Source organism: Dactylosporangium sp. NPDC051541 (assembly GCF_044454505.1).
Taxonomy (GTDB): domain Bacteria; phylum Actinomycetota; class Actinomycetes; order Mycobacteriales; family Micromonosporaceae; genus Dactylosporangium.
This window is the reverse complement of sequence record NZ_JBITDU010000006.1, coordinates 337910-362211: the sequence shown is the minus strand read 5'-3', so window position 1 is coordinate 362211 and position 24302 is coordinate 337910. Positions and strand designations below refer to the sequence as shown.

Genomic DNA, 24302 nt, shown 5'->3' with positions numbered 1-24302 from the left:
GGTCCGCCACCGGCGAACGGCACCCGCCCACACCCCTGGGAGCTGCATTGAGTACCAGACGCCTCAGAAGAATCGGGATCCCGATCGGGGTCACCACCGCGGTCGTGGCATCGATGGTCGTCGGCGCCTTTCAGCTGACGTCCGCCAACGCCGCCACCGGAACGCTGCTGTCACAGGGCCGGCCCGCGCTCGCCTCGTCGACGGAGCTGGGCGAGTCCCCGGCGGCCGCCGCGTTCGACGGCAACAACGCCACCCGCTGGAGCAGCCAGTGGAGCGACCCGCAGTGGCTGCGGGTCGACCTCGGCTCGACCGCCACGATCTCCCAGGTCGTGCTGCAGTGGGAGGCCGCCTACGCGAAGGCCTTCCAGATCCAGACGTCGCCCGACGGCAACACCTGGACCAGCATCTACAGCACGACCACCGGCACCGGCGGCACGCAGACCCTGAACGTCACCGGCTCCGGCCGCTACGTGCGCATGTACGGCACCCAGCGCGCGAACGGCTACGGCTACTCGCTGTACGAGTTCAAGGTCTACGGCACCTCGAGCACCACCCCGCCGGCGTCCGACGGGCCCGGGTACGTCATGGCGAACCCGCCGGTCACCGGCGTGATCCCGTCCACGGCCACCCCGCCGCCGACCAACCCGCCGACGACCCACCACGAGTTCCAGGCGAACTGCTCGGTCAGCCGCAGCAACCTGCCGGATGACCCGATCGTGTTCTTCGGCCTGCCGGGCGCGTCGCACTCGCACACGTTCATGGGCAACACGACCACCAACGCGAACACGACGCTGTCCTCACTGCAGGCCGGCGGCACCGCGTGCATCACGCCCGGCGACAAGACGGCGTACTGGATGCCCACTCTGCTCAACGGCGACACCGCCGTGCAGCCGGTCGGCCGCCAGGTCATCTACTACAAGAGCGGTGTCATCGACTACCGCAGCGTCCGCCCGTTCCCGGCCGGCCTGCGCTATGTCGTCGGCAGCCCGTCCTCGACGCAGGCCGAGTTCCAGAACCACCCGGGCCACGTCGAGGGCTTCGAGTGCGGCGACCTCACCAACAACTGGGACATCCCCGCCAACTGTGTCGCCGGCAGCCAGCTCAACGTCCGGTTCCAGGCCCCCAGCTGCTGGGACGGCATCCACCTGGACACCCCGGACCACAAGTCGCACATGGCGTACCCGGTCGTGGGCGTCTGCCCGCAGGACCACCCGGTCGCCGTGCCGATGATCGAGTTCAAGATGGCCTGGCCGGTCAGCGGCAACATGGCCAACGTGCACTTCTCGAGCGGCCGCGGCTACTCGTTCCACTACGACGTGTACAACGCGTGGGACGCCCCGACCCTGAAGGCGCTGTCCGACCACTGCATCAACGGTGGCCTGCAGTGTGACCCGCGCGGCTTCGACCTGTACAAGCCGGACCGCGGCGCGGCGCTCAACGAGAACTACGTCCTGCCGTAACGAACCAAACCAGTCCACGGCCCGCCCGGCGTTGTCGGGCGGGCCGTTTCCATGCGACCTCAGGGCAGCACCCCTAGCCGTTGCAGTCGAGCGCGCTCAGCTCCGAAGTGATCATTCGCTTGTGTTCCTGCAAAGTCGGCAGGGTCTCCCGCGCGAAACGAACAAGCTCCGGGCTGTCGCCGTGCGCGGCCTCGTTCTCGAACAGTGCGACCGCGCCGACGTGGTCGATGTACTCGGCGGGCACATACGCGCAGTCGAACAGCAGGCCCTCGAGCCGCGACCACGCGTTGACGATGTTCTGCTGCGCCGAGTCGGGCAGGTCCGGTGTCGACGTCCCGAGCGACTGGGCCAGGATCGACAGCTTGGTCCCGGCCCGGTTGTGGTCACTGACCATTTTCGTCCCGAAGTCGCGCACACCCGCGGAGTACCCCCGCGCCCGGGCCAGCGATCCCGCGGCCACCTCAAAGTTCCCGCCGTATCCGGCCGCCTTCAGGAAGGCGGAATCCTGCGCCGACAAGGGCCCGCCGGTCGGCGTGTCGGTGGGCGTGTCGGTCGGCATGCCCGTGGGGGCCAAGGTATCGGTGGGGGCCGGGATGTCCGTTGGTGCCGGTGGGTCCGTGGGATCCGCCGAAGCCGGCACCGTTCCCAGCAGAACGGCGCCGACCACGGCGGCGACGAGCATCGGCTTGCGCATGACAACCTCCCGCTGAAGCGATCTTGGTTGTCCCATAACCGCGGCCCGGGCCCGCAAAACCGCTTCGTCGGTTGCAAAACCCGAGGTCAGTGCCCCGAACGCAGGGCGTTCACAACGGTCGACAGTTCAGCGATCAAACCCGCGACAGTTGTACCGTCAGTGCCGCCGATCGTCACCGAACGCAGCTCGGCCGGCTTCGGCAGCTTGGCCACGATCTCCGGCAGCCGGTCGATGAGCTGTGCCTGCAGGTTCTCCGCCGACTGCGCATTCGCGATGTCCGCGCGCAGCCGCTCCCGCTCCACGTCCAGCAGCGCCCGCTCGTGCGCGGCGCGCGCCCGGGCCGCCGCCAGCAGCAGCTCGGCCTCGGCCGTCAGCCGGGTCAGCTCCGCCTCCCGCTCGATGCGCAACCGCCCGATCTCGGCCTCCTCGGCCGCCAGCTGCCGCTCCAGGGCAAGGGCGTGCCGGTTCGTCGCGTCCTGCAGGTCGGCCAGCGCGCGGGCGTCCTCCTGCTCGCGCTGAGAGCGGCGCAGCGCCTCGGCCGCCTCCCGGTCGAACTCGTGCGCGGCCCGCTGCGCCCGCAGGTCGGCCAGCTCCCGCTCGCTGCCGATCCGCTGAGTCTCGCGCTGCCGCTGCCCGGTCAGCTCCCGCTCCGCCACCGCGTCCTCGGCCCCGAGCTCGGCCAGGCGGGCGATGCGGCCCTGCTCGCTGCGGTACGGCTTCTGCAGGTTCTCCCACAGCCGCGACGAACTGACCACGGCCTCCTTGATCTGCACGGTCACGATTCGCAGGCCGAGCCCCTCGTCGGCCCCGCCGGACCCCTCAGCCACGGCCCGCAGCCGCGACGTCAGCTCCTCGATGATCGGCTGCTTGTCGCTGAGCACGTCGGCCACGCCCAGAGTCGACACCTTGTCCTTGATCGCCGCCTCGGCCTGCTCCTTGAGCTGCAGGTTGACCACCCGCATGGGGTCCTCGGCATCACCGAAGTCGAGCCGCCGATACGCGGTCGAGAAGTCCTGAATGATCCACTGCACATATGCCTGCACCAGTACTCCCTGGAGTTCACGGCAGATGCAGTACGCGTTGATCAGGATCGTCTGCATGGCCCCGGGCACCACCAGGTATGAGTCGGTGGCCGGGTTGTAGCGGAACGACACGCCCAGCCCCACGTGCAACGGCTCGGCCTTGCCCCGCCGGGTGTGCACGACGAACGCGTTCGGCGGTACCAACACGGTTTTCCACCGCCCGAACCCGGTCACCCGCACCTCGACCGCGTTCGGCGTCGGCTGCTGCCCGGCGCCCTCGGCGATGGCGGCCCGCGACCGGTCCCGCGGTGACGGCGGCCCACCGGCGGCCGCTTGAGCCGGGGCGACGCGCTTGGACCGCAGGTCGGCCTCGAGCCGCTCCTGTTGCCGGACAACCTGGTCGAGGTAGGTGTTGGTGTTGGACATGCGCCGCTCCCATCGGTCCGCAGTGGACGGTGCGGCCTCAGTCTGCCAACCGGGGTCAACGGATTTTGCGTGTGACAGACTGCGCCGATGGCCCGCTCCGACAACGTCACCGCCGGCGGCGGCTGCCTCGTGTACGCCGGCGTGCCCGCGGTCCTGGTCGCGCTCAAACTGACCCACGTCGTCGACTGGTCCTGGTGGTGGGTCCTGTCGCCGCTGTGGGTGATGTTCGCGCTCATGGTGGTGATCGCGGCCGTCTACGCCACGCTGCTGCTCGTGGGCGTGGGCGCGGTCCAGCACTGGTCCCGGCGGTGGCGCCGGAAGGCTTAGCGCCTACGTCGACGTGGGGCGGGGGCCGCTGGTCGTCGCGGGCGGTGCGCTCGAGGGGGCCTTCGGCTCGGACCCGATCGTCAGGGTGACGGTGCTGCCCTTGGCGGCCTGTTTGCTGGCCTTCGGGTCCTGGCTGATCACCTTGTTGACCTGGTCCTCTTCCCACGTCTCCTTGTACTTGATCGTGTACTTCAGGCCTTTGTCCTGCAGCTGCTGCTTGGCGTAGTCGACGTAGGCGCCGCTCAGGTCCGGCACCGTCACCCAGTCGGTCTTCGTGGCCGTCGTCGCCGGGGCCCTGGTCTGATCGGCCGTGGTCTCACCGCCGCTGACCCCGCCGCCGACGCCGACGTTGCCCGCCTGGTCGGCGCTCTGGCCGGGGTCGGCGCTGGTGGTGGTCTCGGGCGCGGGCGACTGACTGCTCGCGGACGGCTTGTCCTTGCCCAGCTGCACCAGGTAGACCGTCGTGCCCGCGCCGGCCACGGCCAGCAGGGCGATCACGACGAGGAGGGCGTTGAGCCAGTTCTTGCCGCCCTTGGGCCGCGCGCCGGCGATGGCCCGCTCGTCGTAGACGGGAACGACCCGGCTGGACGGCCCCGGCGACACCGGCATGGCGGCGGCCGCGGGCGGCGGCGGAAGGTACCGCGGCACGGGCGGGCGCGGCGGCTGCTGCTGGGTCGGCTGCGGGTAGGGCGGCTGCTGGGCCGGCTGCGGATGGAACGGTGACGGCGGCTGGAACGACTGCGGCGGTTGTTGCGGCTGGACGATCGGGTAGCCGCCGGTCTGATACACCTGGCCCCGCGGCGGACTCGAGGTCGGCACGCCGGAAACCGGCACACCGGACACGGGAACGCCCGACGAGGGGGCCGCGGAAACGGGCGGCGCGGAGACCGGCATGCCATAGCCCGCAGGCGGTGCGGAAGACGGCGGTGCGGACATCGGCGCAACGGGCGGTGCCGACATCGGCGCGGCTGGTGGAGGCGTCGAGAAACCGACCGGTTTCCCGTCCTGATCGGGCCACATGATGCCCGGATCGGTCCCCGGCGCCGAAGTGGCCGCCTCCGCCCCGGCCGCCGCGACCGGCTCCGGCATGACCGGGCCCGGCGGTGTCGGGACGACCGGCGGCGTTGGGACGACCGGCGGCGTTGCGGGGCTCGGTGGACCGGACGGGAACGGCGGGGCGATTGGAGACGAGAGGGAGGCCGGAGAGGTTGCGGCAGAGGCTGGTGGCCCGGCGGCCATGGAGGCGTATGGGGCTGCGGCCGCCGCCGCGGCCGGCCACAGGGGGGTGCCGTCGCCCTCCTGGTCGGACGGCGGCGCCGAGAGCGACAGCAGGCAGCCCTCGGCCACGACGATCTCGGGCTGCTCGGTGATCGTCGGCGCGACGCTCAGGGCGCGGTGCAGCATGGTGGCGACGAGCGGGATGCGACTGCCGCCGCCTACGAGCAGTACCCCCGCGATGTCTTCGGGTTTCACGCCGGCCTGTTTGATGAGCGCGGCGGTGGTGAAGACGGTGCGTTCGAGAAGGGGTTTGGCGGCCGCCTCGAACTCGTCGCGGGTGAGCTGGGCGTCGACGTTGAGCGGCGCGGGCATCTGCAGGACGACGGCCGGGGCCCGGGACAGCATCTCCTTGGCGACGCGGGCGTCGTGCCAGAGCATGCGGCGGTGGCGGAGCGAGTCGGGGTCCTGCCCGTCGGCGAGGCGGGTCCAGAGCTCGGGGTCGTTCGGGGAGTAGCGCTCCCCCAGCCAGCGCACGATCGTCGCGTCGATGTCGAGGCCGCCGACGTCGGTGAGGCCGTCGACGGCGACCGCCTCGAAGCCGGCCGGACGGCGCACGACCACGCTGGCGTCGAAGGTGCCGGCGCCGAGGTCGTAGACGACGAGGGCCTTGCCGGTCTCGACCTGCTGCCCGAGCACGGCGGTGAACGCGTGCGCGGCCGCGACCGGCTCCGGCACGAGCAGCGCCGCACCGAGCCCGGCCCGGCGCGCGGCCTCGGCCAGCACGGCCCGGCGCTGGGTGCCCCAGCCGGCCGGGTGGGCGATGGCGACCGCGAAGTCCTCAGTGCCGGCGACCCGCTTGGCCTCGGTGAACACGAACCGCAGGACGGCCGCGATCAGGTCGGCGACGGGGACCTCGCGGGTGCCGAGGAGCATGGCCGGCTCGTCGATGTGCTGCTTGGGGTTGGGCTCCAGTCCGGCCGGGTCGAACCGCGCGTGGTGCAGCGCGTCCCCGCCCACAACAAGATCACCCGAGGGCGTGGTTGAGCCCGGCCCCGGCTTGGTCGGGGCGAACACGGCGGACGGGAGCAACGGATTGGCATCGAACAGCAGCGGCCTGACGCGCCCGTCCGGCCAGCGCATCAGGGCCACCGTGTTCGAGGTGCCGAAGTCGATCCCGAGCCCGAAGGCCGGTGACATGCCCCCATCGTAGTTCCCGGTACGGTCCGCCTACGATCGCGTTTCGGACGGTGAAGGTCGCAGTTCGGACAACTCTCGATACGCCGCGAGGGTGGCCGCGGTCCGTTCGCCGACCTCGTCCAGGGGGTCGGCCAGCAGCGTGGCGCCGGGCAGATCACCCGCCAGCAGCACCCGCGCCCGCGCGGTGGCGACCTCCCGCCGCTCGTGCGCGTCGAGCGAGACGGCCAGCCGCCCGATCGCCGCCGTCCGGGCCGCCAGCTGGGCGTCGAGGTCCCGGACCCGGTCCAGGATCACCTCGAGCCGCTCGCCGAGCTCGTCGCGCAGGTCGCCGGGCCGCAGCTCGTCACGGACGGCCCGCAGCTCGTCGGCCTCCGCGCGGAGCCGGACCCGAGCCGCGATCAACCGCCCGATGTTGTACCGCGTGATCTCCAACGTGGGCCGGATGTCCCCGGGCTCGGCCATGGCCCCGAGCGCCGGCCACCGCAGCCGGACCTCCCGCACGGCCGCCTCGGCCGCCTGCCACTCGGCGATCGCCGGCCCGCAGATCCGCACCCCGCCCGGCCAGCGCCGCACCCCACCGGCCACAACCAGCAACAACACCGCCGCGGCGAACAGCCCGGCGACGATCCCGGCCGGCAGCAGCGCCAGCCCGCCGAGCGGCAGCAGCCACGGCCACCGGGGCACGGGCCGGCGCGGATCGCGGACAACGCAGACCGTCGTGCGCTGCCGCTGCCCGTGCCGTCCCATCGGGACATCATGCCCCACGAACCCCGCCGGCACAGCCAAGCCTCGCATTTACAGTTGTCTCCGTGATGCCGGAGAAGAGCAATCCCGAGCCGCGCGGGCGCCGCCGGATCGTCGTCTGGGGTCTCGCGCTGGGCGTGCCGCTGGTGGCGGTCCTCATCGTCGTGATCGCGCTGCTGACGTCGGCGGGCCCGATCGACCAGAGCAGCCCCGAGTCGGTGGCCCGCGGCTACCTGGACGCGATCATCGAGCACCAGCCCGCGAAGGCGTACAAGGTGCTGTGCGCCGACCAGCGGGCCGCGCTGAGCGAGGAGGAATGGGGCGATCGGACGCTCAAGGTCGACCGCTACGACTACGTCGATGCCCGCCGGCCGGACGCCGATCGCGACACGCTCGCCGAGGTCGAGGTGGGCGTGAACAAACCCGAGGGCAAGAGCGTCGTGAGCAAGCTGGTGGTCGTCAAGGAGGACGGGCGCTGGTGGGTCTGCGAGTGGTGACCATTGACTTTTAGTTAACTTTATTTATCGTTGTGCCTCAATAGACACCTGTCTTGTCTGGAGGCAGTGCACATGACATCCCGACTTCGGATTGGCCTGGCCGCGGCGGCCGCGGTTGTCGCCGTCGGTGGCATCGCGGTGGCGACGACCCCCGCTGAGGCGGCGGGCGCGCTGACCGCGACGCTGAGCTACGACTCCGACTGGGGCAGCGGCTACCAGGCGAAGTACACGATCACCAACGGGACGGCCGCCACCGTCTCCAGCTGGAAGGTCGAGTTCGACCTGCCGTCCGGCTCCGCGCTCGGCAGCTACTGGGACGCGCTCATGGCCCAGAGCGGCACGCACGTCACCGCCAACAACCGGACCTACAACGGCACCCTCGCACCCGGTGGGACGGCGAGTTTCGGGTTCCTCGTGTCCGGGTCCGGCAAACCCGCCAACTGCAAGCTCAACGGCGCTTCGTGTGCGGGCATTACAGACACCACGCCTCCATCGGTACCGTCCAGCCTGCGCGTCACCGCGACGTCCTCGTCCAGCGTCAGCCTCGCCTGGAACGCGTCCACCGACAACGTGGGCGTGAGCGGCTACGACATCTACCGGGGCGGTGTGCTCGCGGCTTCGGTCGCCGGCACGAGCGGTACCGTATCCGGGCTTTCCGCTTCAACCGCCTACACGTTCACCGTCAAGGCCCGCGACGCCGCCGGCAACGCGTCCGCGGCCTCCAACCAGGTCAGCGCGACCACGCAGGCCGGCGGCGGCGGGGGTGGCGGCGGTGGCGGCACGACGCTCGCGACCGCGCCGTACGTCGACATGGGGGCCTGGCCGACGCCCTCCCTGACGGACATGGCCACGGCCGGCAACCTGAAGAACTTCACGCTCGCGTTCGTCAACAGCGCGGGCTGCAAGGCGTCGTGGTTCAACGCCTACGACCCGCGGGCCGCCTGGAGCAAGGACCAGATCGACGCGATCCGGGCCCGGGGCGGGGACGTGAAGATCTCGTTCGGTGGCGCCAGCGGCATCGAACTGGCCCAGGCCTGCTCGACCGCGGCCCAGGTCGCCGCCGAGTATCAGGCGGTCGTCGACGCGTACAACCTCAAGTACATCGACCTCGACATCGAGGGCGCGGCGGTCGCCGACCCGACCACGATCGCCCGCCGGTCGCAGGCCCTGGCCCTGCTGCAGGCCGCGCGGCCGGACGTGAAGATCTCGCTGACCCTGCCGGTGCTGCCCGAGGGCCTCACCAGCGACGGCGTCAACGTGGTCCGCTCGGCCCGGGACGCCGGGGTCAACCTGGACCTCGTCAACGTGATGGCGATGGACTACCAGCGCAGCAGCGGTGACTACGGCAACTTCGCGGTCCAGGCCGCGCAGTCGACGTTCACACAGCTGAAGGGGTTGTACCCGGGCAAGACCGACGCGCAGGTTTGGCGCCTGCTGGGCGTCACGCCGATGCTGGGCAAGAACGACGACGGCGGCACCTACGACCAGAACGACGCCCGCCAGCTCGTCGCCTTCGCCCAGCAGAACCACCTGGGCATGCTGTCCTTCTGGGAGACGACCCGCGACCGCAACGCCTGCAACGGCGCCCTCTACATGTGCACGAACGTCCCGCAGTCCCCGTACGAGTTCTCGAAGATCTTCGCCGCCTACACGGGCTGAGGTCCTAGCCCAGCGCCGCGCTCGCCGCCCGCAGTTCCTCCAGGGCGGCGAGCGCGTACGGCGCCAGCGAGTCGGAGGCCGCACCCTGCGACCAGGCGGCATAGCCCCGCTTGAACGCGAGCACGCCCAGCTCCCCCGCCAGCGCCGCGGTCGCGCCCGGCACGCCGCGGGCGACGAGGGCCTCCGTCATCGCCGCGGCCAGGCTGACGCTCTTCAGCGCGTCGCGCTCCTGCAGCTCGGCGCTGGCCGCGATGGCCGCTTTCAGCCGCGGCCCGAGCTCGTGGTTCATCGGCCCCATGGTGGCGGACGCCCGCTCCAGCCCGGCCGCGACCGCCTCGAGCGGCGACGCCTCCGCGGGCGCCTCGGCGATCCCCTCGGCCAGCAGCCGCCGCAGCGCGTCCTGGCCGGCCACGAGCAGCTCCCGCTTGTCCGGGAAGTGCCGGAAGAACGTGCTCTTCGTGACCCCGGCCCGCTCGGCGATCTGCGCGACGGTGGTGGCGTCGTACCCCTGCTCGGCGAACAGGTCGACGGCGGCCACGACGAGCCGCTCCCGCGCACCTGGTTCCCACCGACCCATACACCCATCATAGGTGACGGAACCTTTGTCCCATCACCGTGCTACGGTTGACGGGACAAGAGTCCCATCACTTCGGGGAGTACCCCATGCAGGTCTTCATCACCGGCGGCACCGGTCTCATCGGCTCCGCCGTGGTCGCCGAGCTCCTGGCCCACGGCCACACCGTCCTGGCCCTGGCCCGCTCCGACGCCTCCGCGGCCGCCGCCGAGGCCGCCGGCGCCCAGGTCCTCCGCGGCGGCCTGGCCGACCTCGACGTCGTGCGCACCGGCGCCACCCGGGCCGACGGCGTGATCCACCTGGCCTTCAGCAACGACTTCAGCAGCCCCGAAGCCGTCGCCCGCGCGGTCGCCGAGGAGACCGCCGCCCTCACCACCATGGGCGAAGCCCTGCTGGGCACCGACAAGCCGCTCGTGACGTGCTCGGGCACGCCGTGGATCGCGGGCCGCCCGTCCACCGAGACCGACCCGCTGCCCACCGACGGCCCGGTCGGCGGCCGCGGCCGCACCGTCAACGCCATCCTCGCCCTCGCCGACCGCGGCGTGCGCAGCTCCGCGGTCCGCCTGCCGCGCACGGTCCACAACAACGGCACCGGCGGCTTCGCGGGTCTGCTGACCCAGATCGCCCGGCAGACCGGCACCTCCGGCTACCCGGGCGACGGCACCCAGCGCTGGCCGGCCGTCCACGCCCTGGACGCCGCCGTCCTGTTCCGCCTGGCCCTCGAGCAGGCCCCGGCCGGCACCTCGTGGCACGCCGTCGCCGACGAGGGCGACGAGGTCCGCGCCATCGCCGAGGTCATCGGCCGCCGCCTGAGCGTCCCCGTCCGGTCCGTCCCGGCCGAGACGTTCGGCCCGCTGGGCCAGATCTTCGCCGCCGACCAGCCCGCGTCGAGTGCCTACACCCGCGAGACCCTCGGCTGGAAGCCCGTCCACCCGAGCCTGCTCGAGGACCTGGAGAACATCCAGTCCTGACCCGCTTCCGCTGGAACCGCTCCCGCCCGTACCGTCCCCCCGCGTGGAGGACACACGGACGGCGGCGCTGGGGCTGACACTGCGGTCGCCGCTGTACCGAGGTGCGGCGGCGGCCGTGTTCCTGTCGGCGGTCGGGTTCTCGGCGGCCGCGCCCCAGATCGCCGCGTTCCTCGTCGGCGATCTGGGGGCCTCGCTCACCACGGCCGGGCTGTTCTACCTGACCAACCTCACGGCGCCCGTCGCCGGGTACCTCATCGGGGCGCGCTCGGATCGCAGCGGACGGCGGCTCGGGCTGTTCCGGGTCTGTGCGCTGGCCGGATTCCTGGGCTGGGCCGGGATCGCGTTCGCCACGCGGATCTGGGTGCCGTTCGTGCTCAGCGCGGCCGTGCTGGCGTTCGCCGGGGCGGCCACGTCGCAGGTCTTCGCGGCCCTGCACGACGAGCTGCGGGCCCGGCCGACCGGAAACGACGACGGCGTCGTCTCCGTGGTGCGGATGGCGCTGACCGGCGGCTGGATCGTCGGACCGGTCGCCGGGGCACTCCTGGCCGCGCACACGTCGCTGCGCGTCATGCTCGTGGCCACCGCCGTCTGCACCCTCGCCCAGGTGGTGCCGCTCGGGCGGCTCGAGACGCCCGAACCCCCGCGCCGGGACCGGGCCACCGAGCAGCGGCCCACGGTGCGCACCATGCTGCCCCTGCTCGCGTTCACCGGGCTCTACGTTCTGGTGTACGCCGGTGAGCCGATCAAGTACGCCTACCTGCCGATCCACATGAACCGGGACCTCGGATTCGGGCCCGGGCTGAGCGGGGCCGTCATCGGGGTCCAGCCGCTGGTCGAGATCGTGCTCATGCCCGTCGCCGCGATCGTGGCCCGGCGGATCGGGGCGATGCGGCTGATGGTGGTCGGGGCCGGATTCGGCGTGGCGGCCAACCTGTGCTTCGCGCTGAGCGGGTCGGCGGCCGGGCTGTTCGCGGGGCAGATCCTCATGGGCGGGGTCTGGGGTGTGTTCGCCGCGCTCGGCATCATCGTCGCCCAGCGGCTCCTGCCGCACGCTGTCGCCACCGCATCCGCGATCTTCATGAGCTCCACCGCCCTGGCCTCGGCCATCGGCGGGGCCGCCGGTGGCCTCGGCGCCGCCGCGGTGGGCCTGCCGCTGGTGTTCCTCGTCCCGGCCGGCCTGTCACTGCTCGCCGTCGCCGGGCTGGCCGCGCTGCGCCGTGCTGGCCCGCGTTACGAGGCCGACCGGGAAGCGCCGCCGATGGCCGGCCGGGACGTCGCCGGCCAGTAGCAGGCGGGCCGCGGCGGCGGCCATCTCCTCGACCGGGAAGCGCATTGTCGTGAGGGGCGGATTGGTGCACACGGCGGCGACGCTGTCGTCGAAACCGATGACGCTGACGTCGCCGGGCACCCCGCGGCCGCCGGCGGTGACGGCCTGGACGGCGCCCGCCGCCATCAGGTCACAAGCCACGAACAGACCATCGATTCGGGGGTACTGCCGGAGCAGCCGATCGGCCGCCGCCCAGCCGTCCTCGCGCCGGAAGGCACCGCCGTCCTCGAACACCGGCAGGCCGAGGTCGCGCATCGCCGCCCGGTAGCCGGCTCGCCGGTCGCGGGCGTCGGCACTGGTGCCCGGCCCGTGGATGGCCGCGATGCGCGTGCGGCCCAGCCGGTGCAGGTGCTGGACCGCGGCATACGCCCCGCCGGTGTTGTCGGCGTCGATGGTCGCCACCGACGCCGACGTCGCGCCCAGGGACACGACCCGGCGGCAGCGCTCCCGCAGCCGCCGCGCGATGGCCGCGGGCACATCGGTCAGCACGGCCCCGACGGTAGCGTGCGCGGCGATCGCGTCGGCGTCCTCGGGCGCGGCGATCGCGTGGACGCGGATCTGCACGTCGGTGCCGGCGAGGGCCGGGACGATGCCGGCGAGGACGCGGCTGTAATACGGGTGGGAACCGAGCCAGCCGCCGACCTGGCCGCCGGTGTAGGCGACGACGTCGATGGCCCGCTGCCGCCCGGAGGCCAGGGCCCGGGCCGTCTGATCGGGGACGTAGTCGAGCTCGGCCATGACCCGGTGGACCCGAGCGCGGACGGCCGGGGAGGCGCCCGGGGCGTTGTTCAGGACCCGTGACACCGTCGAGCGGGCCACGCCGGCCCGGTCCGCGACGTCCTTGATGGTCGGCCTCGACATTGTGACCTCCGCAGACGGTGACGGCGCCCGGCCTGGGGAGTCCAGGCCGGGCGCCGCTTCTTACCCCACACAGTGAAGCGTTTGTCAGCTCGCCGGGTAGCTCGTGACGTAGCTGGGGACGCCGACGCCGGTTTCCGTGGCGACGGGGGCGCCGGTGTCGTTGACCACGTGGTCGATGGTGCCGGCGGCGAGGTTGACCGTCAGGATGTCGTGGAGCTTGACGCCCGGGCGGTTGGGGACCTCGAAGCCGTGGGCCGCGTGGATGGTCGGGTCGACGTTGGTGAAGATGTAGCTGCCGCCACCCCACAGCTCGTGGGTCTTCACCTTGTCGCTGACCTTGTAGGCGGCCCAGCCCTTGACACCGTCGTGGCTCCAGGCGGCCTGGTTCGGCGGGTCGTAGGGCAGCTCGTTCTGGAAGAAGATCGTCTTGCCGCGCTCGCCGTTCCAGATGACGTTGTACTGCTGGTAGTGCTCGACGAAGAGACCCGTCGCGAGGACGTCGTCGCCGTTGACGATGACGCCGTTGCGGCCGGTGTTGATGTCCCAGCCGACCGAGCCCGCGACGCCGTGGTCGGCACGCCAGGCCCAGATGTCGTCGAGGATGACGTGGTCGGAGTTGACCTCCAGGCTCACGTCCGCCTTGCCGACGTGCGGGCCGCCGACGCGGAAGAACACGTCGTGCAGCACGGTCGGGTCGTTGGCGTCACCCAGGTTGAGCGCGCCGCCGAGCTTGGTGCCGACCTGCATCAGCGCGGGCGAGTTCACGGTGCCGGCGTCGATCATGATGCCGGAGACCGAGATGCCCTTGCTGTCGGCGATCCACACCGGCACCGAGCCGCCGACCGCGGTCAGCGTCGCGATGCCCATGCCCAGCACCACGGTGTCGGGGCGCCAGACGAGGATCGAGCTGTTGACGTTGTACACGCCGGGCGTGAAGAGCAGGTGCTTGCCCAGCGCGAGCTGGATGTTGATGGCGAGCACCGAGTCCGACGGCTTGGCCAGGTAGAAGTCCGACAGCGGGATCGAGCGGCCCGGGGTGGGTCCGTTCGCCCAGCTCGCACCCGACACGTTCTTGCGCAGCGCGGGCTCGAAGACGTTCCACTTACCCTTGCCGTCGATGTAGATGAACGGCTTTTCCTTGCTCGCCGGGGTCTGGTCCAGCGTGGTGTACTGCGGGCTCGGGAAGCTCTGCGCGGGCGCGCCCGGAGTGCCGGTGAACACCTGGTTCCACACCGCGTTCGACCAGGTCCCGATGTTGCTGTCGCGGACCAGGAACTGCTGCTGCGAGCCGTTGGTGAGCGTGCTCGTCACCGAGTCGGCCATGAAGCCGCCGGAGGCGTACTGCGGGCCGGCGGTGCAGTAGTCCATGAACGTGGCGTTGCCGTTGAACTTGACCCGCCGCAGCGGGGCGGCCTGCGACACGGCCCAGAACTCACCCGAGGCGCGGCAGCCGTCGAGGCCGGCCACGTTGATGGTGAGGTTCGACATCGAACGCCAGAAGTTGACCAGCGCGATGCAGTTGTCGGCCGCGAGGCAGCGGTTGTAGACGTCGACGTGGCCGTTGATGACCGTGTCGGTGGGGTTGAGCCCGAGGCCGGCGACCTCGGTGTAGTACCCGACCTGGATCTGCAGCGGGTGGTCGGCGGTGCCGTACGTGCCCGGCTTGAACAGCAGCGTGTAGCGCTGCGTGCCCATCTCGTTGTCGATCTGCTGAGCGAGCACCGAGTCGGCGACCGACTTGATCTGCTCCACCGTCATCGACGGGTCGAAGATCTTGACGTTGGGGCCGAAGTCGGGGTTCTTCTGCCCGGCGGGGGCGGCCGCGGCGGCGCCGGGGGTGGAGACGGCGGCGACCGCGGTCAGCAGTACGGCGGCCCCGAGGGCAAACCACCGGCCACGGCGGCTTGGCCGAGCTGAACCAAATAACATGAAACGCGACCTACTTTCCTCTGGCGGCGCGGCACCCGATGCCCAGGCGAGATGGGGCATGGCATCGCGGGCGGGGGTGTGCGCCACGAATGCGAGAGAGCGCTTTCACGGAGGGACGTTACAGGGAACATCTCGACTGGTCCACGGGTACAAATCGGCCAGATCCCGCTCTCTTCGCAGCTTGGCGGCCGACCCCGGGGAAACGGCGGTTGGCCGCGCTCGGGAGAATGGCGGGAAATGACCCCGCTGCTGACCGCCGACGTCTTCGGGTGGACCGTGCGCCCCATGCGCTGGCGCCGCGCCCGCGCGCTGCTCGTGGTCGTGGCGGCGATCGCGGTCCTGTCGCTGCACGTCGCCTTCGACCCGCCGGTCGAGTGCTCCGACGCCGCCCCGTGCAGCCCCGACTGGCTCAACGCGGTGCTGTTCGGCCTGGTCGCCGCGCTGCCCGTGGTCGCGTTCGTCTCGCTGCCGGTCACCGCCTGGCTCGCCGCCGGCTTCTTCACCGCCGACGCGATCTGGCAGGTCGCGCACCCCGGCCTGGCCTCGCCGGCCTGGCTCACCGGCGTCGACGCGGGCCTGGCGGTGCTGGCCTTCGTGACCGCCCGGCTCACCCCGCCCGGGCTCGGCACCGCGGCCGAGATGTGGGCGGCGACGACATCACATCGCAAACCACCGAAGCCTGGACATTTTCCACGGTACGGACTGGGGTGGCGCCTGCTCGCAGTACCACTGCTGCTCGGGGCAATTGCCATTGCTGTTGTCGCGCTGGCGGAGCAGTCGGGCGCCGACGACCGCCTTTCCACCGCCGAACGGGTAAACGGCGAGGTGACCGCGCACCCGGACGAGTACACCCTGGAAGTCCGGCTCCCGGGCACCACGACGGCCGCGCGGATCACGGTGGCCGAGGCCGACGAGCACCCGGTCGGCTCGCACGTCGCCGTCCTGGTCGCCGACGACGGGCTGTATCAGCTGGTCAGCGAGCCGTACGACACCAGCGGCTGGCTCGCCCTGGCCGTCCTCGGGGCCGGACTGGCCGCGGGCTGCCTCGCTCGGTCGCGCGAGCGCTCGGCCGCCGCCCGCGCCCTGTTCGCGGGTGAACAACCGGCGACGGAGGTGTACGTCTGGGCGCTGGGCGGCCGCGTCGCCGTCTACGCCACCGACGCGCGCCCGGGCGAGCCGGCCCTCGTGGAGTTCTTCGCCCTGTCCCGGCACGGCTCCGACGACATCCGCCCCGGCATCCTCTTCGGCGTCCCGGCCCAGCGGCACTGGTGCGCGGTCGCGGTCGACGGCGAACTGCTCGTCCCGCGCGGCCCGGCCCGCAGCGGCCGCTTCGCCCCCGCGTACGGCGGCCCCGCCCCCGACCCCGACCTCGACACCCCCGGCGCGGTCCCGGACGCGGCCCGCCTCCCGCTGCGCCCGGAGGAGATCCTGGCGCTGCGCCCCGAGGACGTGTCGAGCGACCCCGAGACCGTCCACACGCACCGGCACAACCGGTTCTCCGGATACGCGGTGGTGGTCGCCTCCTCGTGGCCCTTCCTGCTGGTGCTGTGGCGCCTTCTGCCCACTTTGCCGTACTGGGGCGCGGTCGCGGTGACGGCCCCGGTGACCGCGATCGCCTGCCTCTCCGGCTGGCGGCTCTTCCTGCGCCCGCGCGTCTCCTGGAACGGCGCCGGCCTCAGCGTCGTCGGCAGCATCGGCGCCCGCCTCCTCGTCTGGCCCGACGTCCACGCGATCCGCGCCGACCGCCACGGCGCCGTCACCATCGAAACCGACCACCACGGCGCCGGCCTGGTCGTGACCGCCCGCGGCGAACACGCACTGCTGCCCCGGTTCCTGTCCGGCGACGAACGGACCGGCCTGCAGCTGTCCGGCGCTCTACGACTGGCGGCCGAGCGAGCCGCGGCCCGCGTCCGCGCGCGCGTCCGCGACGTCGTGTCCCTGCCGCCGGCCCCGGTCGCACCACCGGCCCCCGTCCTGCTCTACGCGGCGTGGGCTTTGGAGACGCTGGTGTACGCCCTCCTGCTGGCGGGATCTTTCTAAGGATCGCCGCACAGCGCCGGCGGCTGCCGATGGTGCTCTGCGTCTTCCTCCGCGACGGCGACCAGGTCTACCGCACCTACAACACGACCCAGCGGGGCGTCGACCGCCTCGTGTTCATGTTCGACATCCTGGACCTGACACCGTACGGCCGCCAGGAGGACTGGGAGGACTCGCCCGCCGGCTGGCCCCAGAACCCGACCTACGGCTGAACTCGCCGCGTCGAAAGCCCGGCGATTGGGGTCGCCGGGCTTTTTCGAGGCATCGGGCGGTCGGCCCGCTGCGGTGGGGTACTGGCTTACAGGATGAACCGGCTGTCGGCCAGCGGGCCGGCGACCGAGGTGCCGGGGTCTGCCGGCATCCAGAACAGGTCGTCCGAAGCGTCCTCTGGCTCGGTGTTGTTCGTTGACTGGTCCCGAACGTCCTTGCTGAGCACCGCGCTTTCCATGCTCATGCATGTGCCCCGAAAGAGTGACGGCAAACGCTGCGTTATGCGCGAATTACAGAGCTGTGGCGTAGATCATGACCTCGGTGCCGGGGCCGTAGCCGGTGGTGCGTTTCTCCAGCGTCAGGCCGGCGTTGGTGGCTACTCGCTGCGACGCCACGTTGTCCGGGTGGATGATGGCGATCACGCGGGCGGCGCCCAGCTCGGTGCTCGCCCAGTCGCGGCAGGCCCGGGCCGCCTCCGTGGCCAGGCCGGTGCGCTGGCACCGCGGCGCCACGTGATAGCCCAGCTCCAGTTCGTCGACGCCGTCGACCCGCTGGATGGTCAGTCCGCAGTCGCCCACGAAGGCGCCGTCCTCCAGACGGCTCAGCTTCCAGAGGCCGTGGCCCTGCTCGCAGTACCGCCGCCGGTTCAAAAAAATCCACTCGAGTGTCTCCGCGCGGGTCTTCGGGCGCGGGTAGTACCGCATCACGAAGACATCGCCGAGGAGTGCCGCGAAGTCGTCCAGGTCGGCCTCGGTCATCTCCTCGATACGGAGACGCTCGGTGGTCAGGACCGTCATTCGACGTACAGGTTGATGACCGCGCTGATCGGCAGGGCGACCATCACCAGCAGGAACGCCAGCAGTGCGGCCGCGCCCTTCTGCTGCTGGGCGTGGATCGTCTTGAGGGTGCACTCGCCGGTCAGGACGAACCAGTCGATGAGGTACCGGGCGATGTACAGGCCGACGTACGCGATGCCGAGGGCCGCGCCGAAGCCGGCCAGGCTCTCCGGCCACGTCGTGAAGTCGCCGGCGATCGCGCCGTACAGGATGAGGCCGACCGCCGTGAGGACGGCCGCCGACTCGAGGCTCTCGGTCACGCCGCCCTGGACCATGGACAGCCGCAGGTTGCCGTGGGCGACGAGGCCGTGCAGGTGGAACGCGATCACCAGGCCGGCGATCCCGGCGGCCGTGAAGACCAGCGTCGAGAGCAGTGACGTGCGCAGGTCGGGTGCGTGGCCGATGAACGTGGCCCGGACGACCAGCGCGAGGCCCAGGTAGAAGCCGAGGCGGACCAGGCCCACCGAGAGTGGGATGGTGTTGAGCGAGGCCATCCGGGTCGCGCGGGTGCGCAGGATCATCCAGTCGGTGATCCAGAAGCCGACGACGGCCAGCAGCGTCGCCCAGACGATGCCGCCGCCGACCCAGGCCAGGGAGTTCCAGTTGGTCAGGTCCTGGCCGATGAGGCTCGACACGCCGATGACCTGGACGGCGACGAAGCCGACCCGCTGCACGAGGTAGCCCCAGTTGGCCCGCTCCCACAGCTCGTCGTGATCGTCGAAGGAGGTGACGGCGTTGAGCAGCCACCAGCCGCCGCCCACGCCGAGGATCACGATGAGCACCTGGAGCACCGCGATCAGGGCGGCGGTTGCGTTCATGCCGTCTCTCCTACTACGAAATTCCGCTGTGGTCGATGGTGTGCGGTACGAAGTTGCTCATGTTGTCGGTGATCAGTCCGGCGCTCTCGCGGATGCCGAGGCCCGCCGGCTCGCCGTCGATCATCCAGACGCCGAGGACCGGATGCCATTCGACGCCCCGGTTGTCGGGGAACGCCGGCAGCGGCGCGAAGGCCTGGCACACGAACGGGCCGCCGTAGTCGCCGGCGGTGCTCGTCTTCGTGACACCGTCGACGATGATCGAGACGTTGGCGCCCTCGCGGCCGAGCAGCGGCTTGCGGACGTACGAGGTCATCCACTCCGGGCGCTCGGACTCGAAATAGGCGGGCAGGAGCAGGTCGCGCTTCTCGGGGTCGTCGCCGAAGATGTGCCAGAGAATGGGCAGCAGGCCCTTGTTGCTCCAGAGCATCTTGTAGGGCGGCTCGATCCAGACCGTGCTGTCCCGGCGCGGGTCGCTCATGTCGCGGAAACACTGCTTCGCGAACTGCTCGCGGAGCATCCACTCCCATGGGTACAACTTGAAAATCGCGTCGATGTGCTGGCCCTCGGAGTCATAGAAGCGGTCGCCCGCCTGCACGTCTCCGGCCCGGATCTCGTCCATGTAGAGGAACTTGGTGCGGTACCCCAGCGGCTCCAACGCCTGCCGGGCCGTCTCCATCATGTATTCGGTGTTGAACAGGTCCTCGCCGCTCTCCTCTTCCCGATCGCACGCGAAGTGGATGGTCATCGGGCTGAGGAGGTGGGTGCGGGCCTGCCGGAGCCGCTGCAGGTTGCGCGTCCAGGCGGCGACGAGCATTTCGTGGATCTGGTTCCACTGGTCCTTGCCCTGGCCGGTCTGCTGCATCCAGTACCACTGCGCCACCGCCGACTCGGGCAGGGACGTGGGCGTATCGGCATTGAATTCCAGCAATTGCGGCTTGCCGGCGTAGTCCCCCGCGTATCTGATGTCGAAGCGTCCGAAGATGCTCGGCGAGAAGTCGCCTTTGCTGCGGCCGCCGGGCTCGGTCTCGTCGTCCCACCAGGTGCGTTTGATCTGGTCCCAGGCAAACTCGGGGATGCCGAGGAGCTGGAACATGTTGTGGTCGATGACGAAGTCGCCGGCCGCGACGCACATTTCGAACAGCGTCGCGGCGCTCGTGGACAGGGTGTCGATCTCGGCCGAGGTGAAGTCGTAGAACGAGCCCTCGCGCCAATACGACATGGTGCCGCCGTCCGGCGCGGGCATCTCGTTGTTGTACACGATGCCCTGCGTGGCGAGTTGCTGGCGCCAGTCCGGACGGACGGCCCCGTTGTCGAGTCGGCGCACGTCAGCTCCCCGAGCTTCCCTTGCTGCTGCTGCCGAAGCCGCCGGAGTGGGTCGAGCCGTTGGCCACGTGACCCGTCGACGGCAGCCCGGCGTTGGACCGCCCGACCGAGTCGGTCGAGGACACGCGGCTGCCGCCGCTGAGCCGGTAGCCGGGCGAGCGGCCGCGGCCGTAACTGCCGGTGTAGTAGTAGTGACCGGGCGAGCCGTCGTCGCAGCGCGCGTCCGGCACGACCACGCCGTTCTGATCGGCACAGTAGGTCTGCTGCTGACGGCTACACGCCGCGAGACCGCCGGTTGTGGCCAGCGCCGCCAGCGCGAGGTAGCTTCGGCCCAGGGGTACCGAAGTGGATCGCCTCATCGTCTGCTCCCTCAGGTGTGCCTTAGCACGGTAAATGACCTAGGCAAGTCGCGCGAGTGGACCGGCAGATCCATTCCGCCGCCATCTAGCTTGAAAAATTGGGCACGGCAATACTCGCCATCGACCTACCCCGATAGACCTATCGAGGAGATTCGATGCGATCACGGCTGTCCGCCATCGCCGTGGCCCTGCTGCTCGCGACGTCCGGCCTCGTCGCCGGGGTGCCGGGCACCGCTCAGGCCGCCACCGCCCAGCCCTGCGACATCTACGCCGCCGCCGGCACCCCGTGCGTCGGCGCGCACAGCACGACCCGGGCCCTGTACGCCGCCTACAACGGCCGCCTCTACCAGGTCCGTCGCGCATCCGACGGCGGCCTGCTCGACATCGGACCGCTCACCGCCGGCGGCTACGCCGACGCCGGCGCCCAGGACGCGTTCTGCACCGGCACCGCCTGCGTGGTCACCGTCGTCTACGACCAGTCGCCCCGCCACAACGACCTGACGATCGAGGGCCCGGGCACGGCCGGCGGGCAGGACGTCGGGGCCAACGCGGCCGCTCTGCCCATCACTGCCAATGGGCATCGGGTGTACGGCCTGTACTTCAACGGGCACACGGGTTACCGGCACCGCGTCGGCGCCGGCGTGGCCACCGGAGGTCAGCCCGAGGGCATGTACATGGTCGCGAGCGGCACCCACGTCAACAATTTGTGCTGCTTCGACTACGGCAACGCCGAGGCCGAGATCGCCGACACCGGCAACGGGCACATGGACGCGGTCTCGCTGACCACCCGCTGCGTGCGGACCCCGCCGTGCACCGGCTCCGGGCCGTGGGTGCAGGCCGACCTGGAGAACGGGCTGTTCCTCGGCAGCGCCACCAACCCGGCGAACCTCGGCAACGCCACACCGTTCGTCACCGCGCTGCTGAAGAACGACGGGCAGCACACGTTCGCGCTCAAGGGCGGCGACTCCCGGTCCGGGCCGCTGTCGACGTGGTGGGACGGGTCACTGCCGGCCGGCGGATACCAGCCGATGCATTTGGAGGGTTCGATCGTCCTCGGGACCGGGGGCGACAACAGCAACCAGGCGATCGGGTCGTTCTTCGAGGGTGTGATGACGGCCGGCTATCCCACCGACGCCGCCGACGACGCGGTGCAGGCGAACATTGTCGCGGCCGGATATGCGGGTGGCGCGCCGCCCGGAAATCCGGTGACCGGCCCCGGTGGCAAGTGCGTCGATGGCGCGGACGCGAATTCCAGCGGGGTCGCAGTACAACTGTGGGATTGTGGCTCTGCTTCGGACCAGCGCTGGGTGCACAATTCGGACCAGTCGCTCGCGGCCCTCGGACGTTGCCTGCACCTCGTCGGCAATGCGGTCGGCAATGGTACTCGGGTGGAGCTGGCCGATTGCGCCGGCGGGCCGTATCAGAAGTGGGTGCAGCAGGCCGACGGCTCGCTGCGAAACCCGGTCTCCGGCCGCTGTCTCGACTCGCCGAGCGGGGCGACCGCGAACGGCACGAAACTGCAGATCTGGGACTGCAACGGGCTGGCACCGCAGCGGTTCGCGGTCAACGGCGGCGGCACCATCGGCGGGCCGGGCGCCCGGTGCGTGGACGTGGCCGGGGACGACACCGGCGGCAACAACGCGGCCGTGCAGTTGTGGGACTGCCAGCCGGGCGCGCTCGACCAGCACTGGCTGCGCGGCGCGAACTCATCGCTGCGCACGCTTGGCCGCTGTCTCGACGTCGTCGCCGGGAGCACCGCGAACGGTGCGAAGGTGCAGCTGTACGACTGCAATGGCGGCGGCGCGCAGAACTGGGCACCGCAGAGTGACGGAACCGTGCGCAACCCGGCCTCGGGGCGCTGCCTGGACGCGTCGGGTGGTGTCGCGGTCAACGGCATCAGACTGCAGATCGCCGACTGCATCGGATCGGCCGCGCAGAAGTTCGCGGTCAGCTAGTAACTTTGAGCAATGGTTCGGGCCGGGCTGTCGCGTGCACAAGTGTGCACCGCCGCGCTCGAGCTGGCCGACGAGGCGGGCATCGGCCACGTGACGATGACCGCCGTCGCGCGGCGGCTCGGCGTTGCGGTGCCCAGCCTGTACGAACACGTCCGGGGCATGCCGGACCTGCTCGACGCGGTGGGCGCGCTGGCCACGCACGAGCTGGCCGGCCTGTTGGGCGAGGCGTTGCAGGGGCGGTCGGGGCGGGCCGCGCTCATCGCATACGGGACCGCGTATCGCGACTGGGTGGTGGCCCACCCCGGCCGTTACGCCGCGACCGTGCGGCCGCTGAGCGATCCGGACGGTGCGGCCGCACAAGCGCGCATTGTCGCCGGGTGCGCGGCGCTGCTGCGCGGATATGGGCTTTCGGACACGCGCGCCACCGACGCTGTCCGGTTCGTCTACAGCACCATGCACGGCTTCACGCACCTGGAGACCGACGGCGGTTTTCACCACGCCCGCCGCCTCGACGCCAGCTGGGCCCTGGTGCTGGAGGCTATTGATCGCGCTCTGTCGACGTGGCCCGTACCGTAATGGCGTGGACGTAGTCATTACGGGAATGGGCGCACTGTCGCCGCTCGGCGGCGATGTGGACACACTGTGGCAGGGCCTGCTCGAAGGGCGCTCGGGGGTCGGCCGCATCGACGACCTCCTGCCCGGAGACCTGGCCGAGACGATGCCGGTGACGATCGGGGCGCGGATGGCGGTCTCGCCGGACACGCTGCTGACCCGCGTCCAGGCCCGCCGGATGGACCGCTGCGAGCAGTCCGCCCTGGTCGCCGCCCAGCAGGCGTGGCAGCACGCGGGCGCCCCCGAGGTCGACGGCGAACGGCTGGCCGTGGCGATCGGCACCGGCATCGGCGGCGTCAACACCCTCCTGGCCCAGGACGACCTGCTGGAGGAGAAGGGCCCCGGCAAGGTCTCGCCGCTCCTCGTCCCGATGCTGATGCCCAACGGCCCGGCCGCCTGGGTGAGCATCGAGTTCGGCGCCCGCGCCGGCGTCTACTGCCCGGTCTCGGCCTGCGCGTCGGGCGCCGAGGCGATCGCGCTGGGGGCCCGCCTGATCCGCCTCGGCGAGGCCGACGTGGTGATCGCCGGCGGCTCGGAGGCGGCCATCACGCCGCTCACGCTGGCTGGCTTCGCCCAGGCCCGCACCCTCTCGAAGCGCAACGACGACCCGCAGCACGCCTCGCGCCCGTTCGACGCCGACCGCGACGGCTTCGTGATGGGCGAGGGCGCCGGCATCCTGATCCTCGAACGCGCCGACCACGCCGCCGCCCGCGGCGCCACGATTTACGGCCGCCTGGCCGGCGTCGGCGTCACCTCCGACGCCTACCACATCACCGGCCCCGACCCGAGCGGCTCGGGCCAGGTCCGCGCCATCCGCCGCGCAGTCGCCGACGCGGGCCTGCAGCCGTCGGACGTGGCCCACGTCAACTGCCACGCCACGTCCACCGTCGTCGGCGACGTGGGCGAGGCGGTGGCGATCCAGCAGGCCCTCGGCGACGACGTGGTGCTGACGGCGCCGAAGTCCGCGCTCGGCCACCTGGTCGGGGCGGCCGGCGCGGTGGAGAGCATCGTGACGCTGCTGTCCGTCGCGCACGGCGTGATCCCGCCGACGCTGAACCTCGAGAACAAGGCGCCGGAGGTTGTCTTGGATGTCGTCTCGGGCGCGCCGCGGGAGCTGGCGATGACGGCGGCGGTGTGCAATTCGTTCGGCTTCGGGGGCCTCAACGTGTCGCTGCTCTTCACCAACGCGTAGCCCACGCCGGACGCGCCTCACGAGTGACCGCGCGCGCTTCGCGAGTGACCGCGC

At 71.3% G+C, this 24302-nt stretch carries 22 protein-coding genes and 1 pseudogene; 11 read left to right on the top strand and 12 right to left on the bottom strand.

Annotated elements, in window-relative coordinates; all coding sequences use genetic code 11:
* Positions 1-113 precede the first annotated feature (113 nt).
* Positions 114-1460: a DUF1996 domain-containing protein gene (locus ACIA8L_RS28245; protein WP_395909721.1), complete on the top strand. Its 1347-nt coding sequence runs from the start codon at positions 114-116 to the stop codon at positions 1458-1460.
* 73 nt (positions 1461-1533) lie between these two features.
* Here ACIA8L_RS28245 and ACIA8L_RS28240 read toward each other — a convergent pair whose 3' ends face one another.
* The gene (locus tag ACIA8L_RS28240) at positions 1534-2211 is read right to left on the bottom strand and encodes a DUF4142 domain-containing protein (protein ID WP_395909491.1); all 678 of its coding nucleotides are present in this window, start codon (positions 2209-2211) and stop codon (positions 1534-1536) included.
* Between the two features lie 29 nt (positions 2212-2240).
* On the bottom strand, positions 2241-3602 hold the full coding sequence (locus ACIA8L_RS28235; protein WP_395909490.1) for an SPFH domain-containing protein: 1362 nt from the start codon (positions 3600-3602) through the stop codon (positions 2241-2243).
* Positions 3603-3689: 87 nt separating this feature from the next.
* Here ACIA8L_RS28235 and ACIA8L_RS28230 point away from each other — a divergent pair, with 87 nt between their 5' ends.
* A complete protein-coding gene (locus ACIA8L_RS28230) occupies positions 3690-3929 on the top strand; it encodes a hypothetical protein (RefSeq protein WP_395909489.1) in 240 nt (79 codons plus the stop codon).
* Positions 3930-3932: 3 nt separating this feature from the next.
* Here the strand turns inward: ACIA8L_RS28230 and ACIA8L_RS28225 are convergent, their stop codons facing one another.
* Both ACIA8L_RS28225 and ACIA8L_RS28220 read right to left on the bottom strand, forming a co-directional pair.
* Positions 3933-6344: an Hsp70 family protein gene (locus ACIA8L_RS28225; RefSeq protein WP_395909488.1), complete on the bottom strand. Its 2412-nt coding sequence runs from the start codon at positions 6342-6344 to the stop codon at positions 3933-3935.
* 30 nt (positions 6345-6374) lie between these two features.
* Complete coding sequence (locus tag ACIA8L_RS28220; protein WP_395909487.1) at positions 6375-7091, bottom strand: hypothetical protein; 717 nt, start codon at positions 7089-7091, stop codon at positions 6375-6377.
* A 62-nt stretch (positions 7092-7153) separates the two neighbouring features.
* Between ACIA8L_RS28220 and ACIA8L_RS28215 the strand changes: the two genes are divergently transcribed.
* Both ACIA8L_RS28215 and ACIA8L_RS28210 read left to right on the top strand, forming a co-directional pair.
* The gene (locus tag ACIA8L_RS28215; protein WP_395909486.1) at positions 7154-7585 is read left to right on the top strand and encodes a hypothetical protein; all 432 of its coding nucleotides are present in this window, start codon (positions 7154-7156) and stop codon (positions 7583-7585) included.
* A gap of 72 nt (positions 7586-7657) precedes the next feature.
* Positions 7658-9244, top strand: a complete 1587-nt coding sequence (locus ACIA8L_RS28210) for a cellulose binding domain-containing protein (RefSeq protein WP_395909485.1) — start codon at positions 7658-7660, stop codon at positions 9242-9244.
* A gap of 4 nt (positions 9245-9248) precedes the next feature.
* On the opposite strand, the gene ACIA8L_RS28205 is transcribed toward ACIA8L_RS28210, so the two are convergent.
* Positions 9249-9821 (bottom strand): TetR/AcrR family transcriptional regulator, encoded by a 573-nt coding sequence (locus ACIA8L_RS28205; protein ID WP_395909484.1) that lies wholly within the window; start codon positions 9819-9821, stop codon positions 9249-9251.
* Between the two features lie 86 nt (positions 9822-9907).
* Between ACIA8L_RS28205 and ACIA8L_RS28200 the strand changes: the two genes are divergently transcribed.
* Together ACIA8L_RS28200 and ACIA8L_RS28195 are read left to right on the top strand one after the other, a co-directional pair.
* Complete coding sequence (locus tag ACIA8L_RS28200) at positions 9908-10789, top strand: SDR family oxidoreductase (protein ID WP_395909483.1); 882 nt, start codon at positions 9908-9910, stop codon at positions 10787-10789.
* Between the two features lie 43 nt (positions 10790-10832).
* Positions 10833-12077 carry an MFS transporter gene (locus ACIA8L_RS28195; protein ID WP_395909482.1) on the top strand — a complete coding sequence of 415 codons (1245 nt, stop codon included), beginning with the start codon at positions 10833-10835 and terminating at the stop codon, positions 12075-12077.
* Here the strand turns inward: ACIA8L_RS28195 and ACIA8L_RS28190 are convergent.
* Together ACIA8L_RS28190 and ACIA8L_RS28185 are read right to left on the bottom strand one after the other, a co-directional pair.
* The gene (locus ACIA8L_RS28190; RefSeq protein WP_395909481.1) at positions 11970-12977 is read right to left on the bottom strand and encodes a LacI family DNA-binding transcriptional regulator; all 1008 of its coding nucleotides are present in this window, start codon (positions 12975-12977) and stop codon (positions 11970-11972) included. The two genes, ACIA8L_RS28195 and ACIA8L_RS28190, sit on opposite strands and share 108 nt — an antisense overlap.
* An 84-nt stretch (positions 12978-13061) precedes the next feature.
* Positions 13062-14906, bottom strand: coding sequence for an adenylyl cyclase (locus ACIA8L_RS28185; protein ID WP_395909480.1), 1845 nt, complete (start codon positions 14904-14906; stop codon positions 13062-13064).
* A 237-nt stretch (positions 14907-15143) separates the two neighbouring features.
* On the opposite strand from ACIA8L_RS28185, the gene ACIA8L_RS28180 reads away from it, so the two are divergent.
* Together ACIA8L_RS28180 and ACIA8L_RS28175 are read left to right on the top strand one after the other, a co-directional pair.
* Positions 15144-16946 carry a PH domain-containing protein gene (locus ACIA8L_RS28180; RefSeq protein WP_395909479.1) on the top strand — a complete coding sequence of 601 codons (1803 nt, stop codon included), beginning with the start codon at positions 15144-15146 and terminating at the stop codon, positions 16944-16946.
* Positions 16947-16981: 35 nt separating this feature from the next.
* A pseudogene (locus tag ACIA8L_RS28175) lies at positions 16982-17155 on the top strand (DUF899 family protein); the annotation flags it as partial.
* Between the two features lie 86 nt (positions 17156-17241).
* On the opposite strand, the gene ACIA8L_RS28170 reads toward ACIA8L_RS28175, so the two are convergent.
* Genes ACIA8L_RS28170 through ACIA8L_RS28150 form a run of 5 tightly spaced genes read right to left on the bottom strand, consistent with a single transcriptional unit; the run spans position 17242 to position 20489 of the window.
* Positions 17242-17397, bottom strand: coding sequence for a hypothetical protein (locus tag ACIA8L_RS28170; protein WP_395909478.1), 156 nt, complete (start codon positions 17395-17397; stop codon positions 17242-17244).
* Positions 17398-17443: 46 nt separating this feature from the next.
* Positions 17444-17950 (bottom strand): GNAT family N-acetyltransferase, encoded by a 507-nt coding sequence (locus tag ACIA8L_RS28165; RefSeq protein WP_395909477.1) that lies wholly within the window; start codon positions 17948-17950, stop codon positions 17444-17446.
* Positions 17947-18807, bottom strand: coding sequence for a hypothetical protein (locus ACIA8L_RS28160; RefSeq protein ID WP_395909476.1), 861 nt, complete (start codon positions 18805-18807; stop codon positions 17947-17949). The genes ACIA8L_RS28165 and ACIA8L_RS28160 overlap by 4 nt, the downstream gene beginning before the upstream one ends.
* Before the next feature lie 13 nt (positions 18808-18820).
* On the bottom strand, positions 18821-20131 hold the full coding sequence (locus tag ACIA8L_RS28155) for a glutathionylspermidine synthase family protein (protein WP_395909475.1): 1311 nt from the start codon (positions 20129-20131) through the stop codon (positions 18821-18823).
* Position 20132: 1 nt separating this feature from the next.
* Positions 20133-20489: a hypothetical protein gene (locus tag ACIA8L_RS28150; RefSeq protein ID WP_395909474.1), complete on the bottom strand. Its 357-nt coding sequence runs from the start codon at positions 20487-20489 to the stop codon at positions 20133-20135.
* A 155-nt stretch (positions 20490-20644) separates the two neighbouring features.
* On the opposite strand from ACIA8L_RS28150, the gene ACIA8L_RS28145 reads away from it, so the two are divergent.
* From ACIA8L_RS28145 to ACIA8L_RS28135, 3 genes are read left to right on the top strand one after another with little or no spacing between them, the layout of a single operon-like run.
* Positions 20645-22444, top strand: a complete 1800-nt coding sequence (locus ACIA8L_RS28145) for an arabinofuranosidase catalytic domain-containing protein (protein WP_395909473.1) — start codon at positions 20645-20647, stop codon at positions 22442-22444.
* Between the two features lie 12 nt (positions 22445-22456).
* The gene (locus ACIA8L_RS28140; RefSeq protein ID WP_395909472.1) at positions 22457-23020 is read left to right on the top strand and encodes a TetR/AcrR family transcriptional regulator; all 564 of its coding nucleotides are present in this window, start codon (positions 22457-22459) and stop codon (positions 23018-23020) included.
* Between the two features lie 4 nt (positions 23021-23024).
* Positions 23025-24248, top strand: a complete 1224-nt coding sequence (locus tag ACIA8L_RS28135) for a beta-ketoacyl-[acyl-carrier-protein] synthase family protein (RefSeq protein WP_395909471.1) — start codon at positions 23025-23027, stop codon at positions 24246-24248.
* Positions 24249-24302 lie beyond the last annotated feature (54 nt).

What these genes read in the sequence shown, in the direction of transcription:
- ACIA8L_RS28165 (WP_395909477.1), bottom strand. Translation starts at nt 17,950, where the DNA reads ATGACGGTCCTGACCACCGAGCGTCTCCGTATCGAGGAGATGACCGAG.
- ACIA8L_RS28180 (WP_395909479.1), top strand. Translation starts at nt 15,144, where the DNA reads ATGACCCCGCTGCTGACCGCCGACGTCTTCGGGTGGACCGTGCGCCCC.
- ACIA8L_RS28200 (WP_395909483.1), top strand. Translation starts at nt 9,908, where the DNA reads ATGCAGGTCTTCATCACCGGCGGCACCGGTCTCATCGGCTCCGCCGTG.
- ACIA8L_RS28235 (WP_395909490.1), bottom strand. Translation starts at nt 3,602, where the DNA reads ATGTCCAACACCAACACCTACCTCGACCAGGTTGTCCGGCAACAGGAG.
- ACIA8L_RS28225 (WP_395909488.1), bottom strand. Translation starts at nt 6,344, where the DNA reads ATGTCACCGGCCTTCGGGCTCGGGATCGACTTCGGCACCTCGAACACG.
- ACIA8L_RS28190 (WP_395909481.1), bottom strand. Translation starts at nt 12,977, where the DNA reads ATGTCGAGGCCGACCATCAAGGACGTCGCGGACCGGGCCGGCGTGGCC.
- ACIA8L_RS28205 (WP_395909484.1), bottom strand. Translation starts at nt 9,821, where the DNA reads ATGGGTCGGTGGGAACCAGGTGCGCGGGAGCGGCTCGTCGTGGCCGCC.
- ACIA8L_RS28160 (WP_395909476.1), bottom strand. Translation starts at nt 18,807, where the DNA reads ATGAACGCAACCGCCGCCCTGATCGCGGTGCTCCAGGTGCTCATCGTG.
- ACIA8L_RS28170 (WP_395909478.1), bottom strand. Translation starts at nt 17,397, where the DNA reads ATGAGCATGGAAAGCGCGGTGCTCAGCAAGGACGTTCGGGACCAGTCA.
- ACIA8L_RS28210 (WP_395909485.1), top strand. Translation starts at nt 7,658, where the DNA reads ATGACATCCCGACTTCGGATTGGCCTGGCCGCGGCGGCCGCGGTTGTC.
- ACIA8L_RS28245 (WP_395909721.1), top strand. Translation starts at nt 114, where the DNA reads ATGGTCGTCGGCGCCTTTCAGCTGACGTCCGCCAACGCCGCCACCGGA.
- ACIA8L_RS28150 (WP_395909474.1), bottom strand. Translation starts at nt 20,489, where the DNA reads ATGAGGCGATCCACTTCGGTACCCCTGGGCCGAAGCTACCTCGCGCTG.
- ACIA8L_RS28140 (WP_395909472.1), top strand. Translation starts at nt 22,457, where the DNA reads ATGGTTCGGGCCGGGCTGTCGCGTGCACAAGTGTGCACCGCCGCGCTC.
- ACIA8L_RS28230 (WP_395909489.1), top strand. Translation starts at nt 3,690, where the DNA reads ATGGCCCGCTCCGACAACGTCACCGCCGGCGGCGGCTGCCTCGTGTAC.
- ACIA8L_RS28145 (WP_395909473.1), top strand. Translation starts at nt 20,645, where the DNA reads ATGCGATCACGGCTGTCCGCCATCGCCGTGGCCCTGCTGCTCGCGACG.
- ACIA8L_RS28220 (WP_395909487.1), bottom strand. Translation starts at nt 7,091, where the DNA reads ATGGGACGGCACGGGCAGCGGCAGCGCACGACGGTCTGCGTTGTCCGC.
- ACIA8L_RS28185 (WP_395909480.1), bottom strand. Translation starts at nt 14,906, where the DNA reads ATGTTATTTGGTTCAGCTCGGCCAAGCCGCCGTGGCCGGTGGTTTGCC.